General features: G+C 28.5%; 4 protein-coding genes. All 4 read right to left on the bottom strand.

What is annotated here, in order from left to right:
* Positions 1-130 precede the first annotated feature (130 nt).
* Entirely contained in the window at positions 131-2,092 is a 1,962-nt protein-coding gene (uvrB, locus tag ON17_RS03010) for an excinuclease ABC subunit UvrB (RefSeq protein WP_017192027.1), read from the bottom strand.
* Positions 2,093-2,111: 19 nt separating this feature from the next.
* Positions 2,112-4,925 carry an excinuclease ABC subunit UvrA gene (uvrA, locus tag ON17_RS03005; RefSeq protein WP_017192026.1) on the bottom strand — a complete coding sequence of 938 codons (2,814 nt, stop codon included), beginning with the start codon at positions 4,923-4,925 and terminating at the stop codon, positions 2,112-2,114.
* Between the two features lie 78 nt (positions 4,926-5,003).
* Entirely contained in the window at positions 5,004-6,746 is a 1,743-nt protein-coding gene (gene uvrC / locus ON17_RS03000) for an excinuclease ABC subunit UvrC (RefSeq protein WP_017192025.1), read from the bottom strand.
* A gap of 223 nt (positions 6,747-6,969) precedes the next feature.
* Positions 6,970-7,816 (bottom strand): Bax inhibitor-1/YccA family membrane protein (locus ON17_RS02995; protein WP_017192024.1); only part of this gene is annotated, 847 nt, incomplete at its 5' end.

Here is a 7,816-nt window from a genome sequence, read left to right as displayed (position 1 = left end):
TTTTTAAGTTTGGCTAAATAAAAAAAACCAAACTGTTTATTTTTAATTAATAAACAATTTGGTTCAATTAGTTGTTTTCTTTTGGTACCACTTTTGTGGGGCACCTCAATCTTTTTTTATGTTATAAAGATTAAGATTTTTTAATGTTTTTGATTAAATCTCTATAAATAACAGCTTGTTCAAAATTTAACTGTTTAGCCGCTTCTTTCATTGATTTTTGTAGTTGTTTTAAATCTAGCCTATTTTTTTGGTTTTTGCTAGAAGCTAATAAAGAGACTTCTTCTTTTTGGGCTTTTTGTTTGTCCATAATATTTTTTTTTACAATAGTTTTAATAATGGGAGTCGGTTTAACATTATGAACACGGTTATATTCCTCTTGAAGAGTTCTACGACGTTGCGTTTCTTCTATCGCTTCTTGCATAGCGTCAGTAATAACATCACCATAAAGAATGGCCTTACCGTTAATATTACGTGCCGCTCTGCCAATAGTTTGAATAAGGCTTCTTTTATTTCTTAAAAAACCTTGTTTATCAGCGTCTAAAATAGCCACTAACGAAACTAATGGCAAATCCAACCCTTCTCTTAATAAATTAACTCCAATTAAACAATCATAAGTGCCGATCATTAAATCTTCTAAAATAACTAATCTTTCTAAAGATTTAATTTCGCTATGTAAATAAGCCACTTTAATGCCTAAATCTTTTAAATAACTAGTTAAATCTTCGCTCATCTTAATAGTGATAGTGGATACTAAAGTTCTTTCGTTATTTTCTGCTCTTTTTTTAATTTCAAAATATAAATTTTCAATTTGATTTTTAGTAGGACGAACTTCAATAATAGGGTCTAGTACAAAAGTAGGACGAATGATTTGTTCCACAATAGGTAAATTTTTATTTAATTCATAATCGCCCGGAGTAGCCGATAAATAAATTATTTTATCCATTTTTTTTTCAAATTCAGGAAATCTAAGTGGTCTGTTATCTAAAGCACTCGGTAAACGAAAACCATATTGAACTAAATTATTTTTTCTTGAAAAATCACCTTCATACATTCCTCTGATTTGAGAAACGGTCACGTGAGATTCATCAATAATAGTTAAAAAATCATCCCCAAAATAATCAATCAAAGTGGTTGGCGTTTCGCCTGCTGCTTTCAAAGATAAATGTCTGGAATAATTTTCAATGCCATTACAATAACCCAATTCTTGCAACATTTCTAAATCGTATTTAGTTTTCATTTCTATTTTTTGAGCTTCTACTAGTTGGTTTTTATCTTTAAAAAAAACTATTTGTTCGGTTAATTCTTGTTGAATGCGCAAAATAGATTCTTCCAATTTCTCTTTATCAGTAGCATAAAGAGAAGCGGGAAAAATAGTGATATCTTCTAAATTAGCCACAATAACACCATCAACAGCATTAAACAATTTAATTTCTTCAATTTCATCATCCCAAAAAATAATTCTTACCCCTTGCGTGGTATCAGAAGAAGGAACGATATCTATCGTATCTCCTCTCAACCTAAAAGTACCTCTTTTAAAAGAGTAATCATTTCTTTGGTAATTCAAGCCGACTAATTGATTAACCAATTCTTTTAAAATGTATTTCATCCCTTTTTCTAAATAAAGAATAGATTTTTTGTAATTCTCAATATCACCTACACCATAAATACAAGAAACAGAGGAAACAACGATTACATCATCATGATTGATTAAAGAATTAATAGCACTATGACGCATTTTATCTATTTCATCATTAATTAAAGAATCTTTTTCAATATAAGTATCATTACGGACTACATAAGCTTCTGGTTGATAATAATCAAAATAAGAAATAAAATATTCTACTTTATTATCAGGAAACATGGTTTTTAATTCGTTAAATAATTGTCCAGCTAAGGTTTTATTATGAACTATAATCAAAGTTTTTTTATTTAATTTATGGATAATATTAGATATAGTAAAAGTTTTGCCTGTCCCTGTGGCGCCAATCACAATCTGCTCTTTATGACCTTTATCTAAATTAGATAATAATTGTTCGATAGCTTTAGGTTGGTCTCCGCTAGGTTTATATAAAGTTTTTAATTTAAAAGCCATTTACCTTTACCTTTATTATCTATGATTTTATCTTTAAGATTTGATTTAAATAATATCCCGTATAACTCTGATCATTCTGGCTCAATTCTTCTGGCGTTCCTTGAGCCACTATATGTCCTCCATGAACTCCCCCGCCAGGACCTAAATCGATCACATAATCAGCATTTTTAATGACATCTAAATTATGTTCAATCACCACTAAAGTCGCTTTTTTATCAGTAATACGGTGTAGAACTTGGATTAATTGTTTAATGTCTTCAAAATGTAGACCCGTGGTTGGTTCATCTAAAATATATAAAGTATCCGGAGTAATTTGTTTATATAATTCACTAGCCAGTTTAATTCTTTGGCATTCTCCTCCAGAAAGAGTAGTGGAGCTTTGCCCTAGCTGTAAATAACCTAAACCAACATCTTTTAAAAATTGGATATGTTCTTTGATTCTTTTATGGTTATCGAAAAAGGCTAAAGCTTCATCAACTGTCATATTTAACACATCAGCGATATTTTTGCCTTTATATTTAATAGTTAAAGTGTCTTTTCTGAAACGACTTCCATGACATTCATCACATGTAACAAAAACATCAGGTAAGAAATTCATTGAAATTCTTCTAATCCCATCGCCATAACAACGTTCGCAACTTCCTCCTTTAACATTAAAGGAAAAACGTCCTTTTTGATATCCTCTAGTTTTGGCTTCGTTGGTTTGAGCGTATAATTCTCTTATCTTATCAAAAAGACCCGTATAAGTAGCCGGATTACTCCTTGGAGTTTTACCAATAGGAGATTGAGAAATTTCCACTATTCTACGAATATATCCTTGATCATCTACCATATTAACATTGTTTTCATATTTTAACAAACGCTTTTTTTTATTTTTTAAATTTTTAAATAAAACGTTATTCACTAAAGTGGATTTTCCGGACCCCGAAACGCCCGTCACAACGTTAAAAACACCTAAAGGAAAAACAACGTTAATCTTTTTTAAATTATTTTCAGAAGCGTTTTTCACATAAACCACTTGTTGAGGATTAATGGTGCGTCTTTGTTGCGGATAAGCGATGTTTTTTTGGTTGGACAAATATTGACCCGTTAAACTGTTTGGATTCGCCATCACTTCAGAAGGAGTGCCGAAAGCAACTACCTCTCCGCCATAACGACCCGCTAAAGGACCAATATCGATTAAATAATCAGACGCTAACATCGTATCTTTATCATGTTCTACCACTAAAAGAGTATTACCTAAAGCAGTCATTTTTTTTAAAGCAGTGATTAAATTATCATTATCTTTTTGATGCAAACCAATGGAAGGTTCATCTAAAACGTATAAAACACCTGATAATTTAGAACCAATTTGAGTAGCTAAACGGATTCTTTGTGATTCTCCGCCTGATAAAGTACTGCTTTTGCGTTCTAAAGTTAAATAACTCAACCCGATGTCTTGTAAAAAAGATAATCTTTGAGAAATTTCTTCCAGTGGTAAAGCCGTAATTTTTTGTTCTTCTGGTGATAATTCTAGATGATCAATAAAATGAGCTAATTCTTCGATCGACATTTGCGTCAATTCATAAATGTTTTTATGATTGATTTTGAAAGTTAAAGCAGCTTTATTAATTCTCGCTCCTAAACAATGAGAACAAGTTTCTTCAATCAGGAATTTTTTAAACCAACTCATCACGCTTTCGTTTTGAGATAATTTATCATAATAATATTCTAAAATAGTAATAACGCCCATTTCCATTTCAGGTTGTTCGTGTTGGTTATTATTAAGATCGGCTTTGCCGTACAATAAGATGTCTAATAATTCAGGTTCTAAATTGTTTAAAGGAATATTCATATCAATTTGATGGTAAGCACAAAATTGTTCTAAATCTTGCATTTTATTGTAAAAATCTCGGCGTTGTTGGTAAAGAATAAAACCGCCTTGATTCAGAGACTTATTAAAAGAAAATAAAAGTTTTTGGTCAAATTTATTTCTAATCCCTAAACCTTTACAAGTTTCACAAGCGCCTAAAGAAGAGTTAAAAGAAAATAACCTCATATTTCTTTCTGGGATGGTAAATTCAAGATCATCATTGCTATAATTAAGATGAAATTTTAACATTTCTTGATCATTTAACCAAACAAAAACTTTTTCTTTGACTAAAGCTAAAGATAAATCTAAAGATGCGTTTAATCTACTTTCTATCTTATCTTGTATTTTTAAACGATCAATAATAACATTAATATCATGTTTTTCGTTTTGATTCAAAAGAGGGATTTCATCCAAAGAAAGGATTTTTTGATCTACCATCACTCTAGTAAAACCATCTTTAATTAAACGTTTAAAAAGTTTTTGATGATTACCTTTTTTTTGTTCCACTATAGGAGCCATTATCACAATTTTACTATCCAATTCCAATTGTGCAATCTGTTGAACAATTTGTTCGGTAGTTTGAATTTGAATAGGTTGATCAGTATGAGGGTTATAAGGGACGGAAATATGAGTGTAAATAACTCTTAAATAATCATAAATTTCTGTAATAGTGCCGACAGTAGAACGAGGATTGTGAGAAATAGTTTTTTGATCAATACTAATAGCCGGGCTTAATCCTTCAATTTGATCCACATCAGGTTTTTCAAAATTACCTAAAAATTGACGAGAATACACACTTAAAGATTCCATATACCTTCTTTTACCTTCTTGATATAAAGTATCAAAAGCTAAAGATGATTTGCCTGAACCAGAAACACCCGTAATAACGATAAATTTAAATTTAGGAATATCTAAATTAATATTTTTAAGGTTATGCACGCGGGCGCCTCTAATTTTAATGATTGTATTATTATTAGACATAAATATAGTTTTAAAGCCTTTCTATTTGAGAAAAATATTTTTTTCAAATTAAGAATATTTTTTGATTTATTCTCAAATTTAAGAATATTTCTTTTTTATTTTTTCTAAAATACTACAAGGAATATCTAATTTTTGAAAATCTTGACAAGAAGCGTTTTGAATGTCTTCAATATCTTTAAAATGTTTTAATAAAGTTTGATACCTTTTCATACCTAAACCTTTTATATCGGTTAACAAACTATTTTTATCTTCCTTTTTTTTTAATTGAAGATGAAAATTAAGAGTAAAACGGTGCACTTCATCACTTATTCTTAATAAAAAACGGTATAAATTACTATTTTTATCTAAAACGATGGTTTTATCTTCTAACAGTAATTCAGTTAGTTGATGTTTATTATTTTTTTTCAAAGCTCCTAGTTTAATATCTAAATTTAAGTAATCTAGAGCTTGTTTACAAGCGTTGAATTGAATTTTTCCACCATCTACTAAAATCAAATCCGGCATTTGCACGCCCATTTGTAAAAATCTTTGATAATGTCTAATTAAAACATGATTAAAAGCGTTATATTCGTTTTGATATTCTTTTTCTACCGTAAATTTACGATAAAATTTTTTATTAAATTTAAATTCTTTAAACACTATCATAGCAGTCACAAAAGATTGACCGAATAATTGCGAATTATCAAAAGATTCGATATAATCAATCTTTTTATCAAAAATATGGGATAATTCATCTAATGATTCTTGCATAATTTCAAATTTAGATTTATGGACTAAATTGTATTTCAATAAATTTTCTTTAGCATTTTTTAAAGATAAAGCGTATAAATCGCCTTGATTTTTTTTCGAAACAATACTAATTTTCGCTTTTAAAATGTTTTGAATATTAGGTTTATCCAACGCCATTTCTTTGCCTAAAATCATTTCTTCAAGAATGGTTTGTTCTTGATAATATAAATATAAATAAGTCACTATATTTTCAACCACATCGCCTACATAATTAAACACTATTTGATGGTTATCAAAAACATTGCCACGATGCATTCTTAAAATATATAAAGATATATCATCTTCATTATAATAAAAAGTAACGATGTCGCAACTTTTTAATTTATTATCATTAATAAATTGTTTTTCCACTATTTTATTTAAATTAAACAAAAGATCCTTATATTTAATAGCTTTTTCAAATTCCAATTTAGAACTAGCTTCTTCCATAGACGTTTTTATTTGTTTAAAAATTTCTTTATCATTGCCTTCTAAAAATTTAACTATTAAATTAATGTTAGGTTGATAATCTACTTCTTTTTGAGCGCAAGGCCCTAAACATTGGTTAATATGATAATAAAAACAAGGTTTTTTGCCGATAGGTTGGCATCTTCTTAAAGGGTAAACTTTATGCAATAACTTAACTGTTTCTTTTAAACTTTCTGAATTAGGATAAGGTCCAAATAACCTTTTCCCTGGAGGAATATTTTTATACCTAGATATAATCAAGCGAGGGTGTTTTTCGTTAGTAATTTCAATATAAGGATAAGTTTTATCATCCATTAATTTAAAATTATATTTAGGCGAATAGCTTTTAATTAAATTAGCTTCTAAAATTAATGCTTCTAATTCGTTATTAGTTAAAATATAAGAAAAATCAACAATTTCTAAAACTAAAACACTAGTTTTTTTATTATGAGAGCCGGTAAAATAACTTTTTACCCGTTTTTTTAAATTTTTAGCTTTACCTACATAAATCACTTCTTGTTTTTCATTCTGAAACAGATAACATCCTGGTTCATTAGGTAAATTTTTAATTTTGTCTGATAACATCTTTACACCATAAATTTTTGATTTTTTTGGCAAAAAAAATATTAAAAAGTTTTGATATGATTTTTCCCTATAAATAAATTTGATAAAGTTTATAAGTAAAAAAATAAGATGTAATTATAAGTTATTAAGATTATTAATTTATCCTAAAAACTTATAATTACATCGTTTGGGAATGACTTTAAATGATCGAACAGAAAAGAATCCCGTTCTTTTATGTTAGATTCTATCTAGTATTATTTTCTTTTTCTAACATTGTAAGAATTAAAATTCTCGCTATTTGTTCAAAAATTAATATTAAAGTCGTTAAGAAAGCGAAAGCTAAAGACCATTCGTATTTTTTAGAAATATCAAATTTCATGATTTGTTCAACATTATCAAAATCCATCGCTAAGAAAGCAGAACCTAAAACTAATAATACTCCGCTAATAGCTAATTGAGGCCAATAACCGCTTAAATAATTTTTACCACTAATGATGCTTACAAGCATGTTAATCATTACAAAAGCGAAAATAACTATAGAACTAACTAAAACAGACATTCTAAATTTATTATTAACTTTTAAAATTCCTTGATAATATAAAAAATGCATAATCAAGAAAACAACCAAAGTGCCAACAACTGAAATAGCTAATATTAAAACGATCTCACTATAAGCGCCAGTTAATGCTGATATCAAACCAAAAACGCCACTAATCAATATACCTTCAGAAACGGCATACATAATAGCAAAGGGTTTTTGATTCATTTGGCCAGCAAAAATACTAACCATCATAGATACAAAACCTAACAAGGAAGCAACGCCGATAGAAGAGTATAATAAACTAGCCTTCACACTTTGATTGCCTGCAGCTATAAGGGAAGTTAAGGAAAAATGCAATATACCTGATACAAAAACCGTTAACAATAATATCATTGTTTTGGTAGCAACGCCTTTTTTAGTTGCAGTTTCAAGAGTGCTAACTTGATTAGCCGCAAGGGCTTGTTCTCTTATTTGTCTAAAAACAACATTTTCTTTTGTTTGCATAGGAAAATTACCTCTTTTTAAATTTTCATTTAAATTTATAAATAAA

The sequence above is a fragment of the Poinsettia branch-inducing phytoplasma str. JR1 genome, assembly GCF_000309465.1.
Taxonomy (GTDB): Bacteria; Bacillota_I; Bacilli_A; order Acholeplasmatales; family Acholeplasmataceae; genus Phytoplasma; species Phytoplasma pruni.
The sequence above is the reverse complement of the archived record's forward strand: the minus strand, read 5'-3'. Positions and strand labels throughout refer to the sequence as shown.

Bases quoted from the DNA above. Each gene is read 5' to 3' on its own strand.
- uvrC (WP_017192025.1), bottom strand. From the start codon at position 6,746: ATGTTATCAGACAAAATTAAAAATTTACCTAATGAACCAGGATGTTAT.
- uvrA (WP_017192026.1), bottom strand. From the start codon at position 4,925: ATGTCTAATAATAATACAATCATTAAAATTAGAGGCGCCCGCGTGCAT.
- uvrB (WP_017192027.1), bottom strand. From the start codon at position 2,092: ATGGCTTTTAAATTAAAAACTTTATATAAACCTAGCGGAGACCAACCT.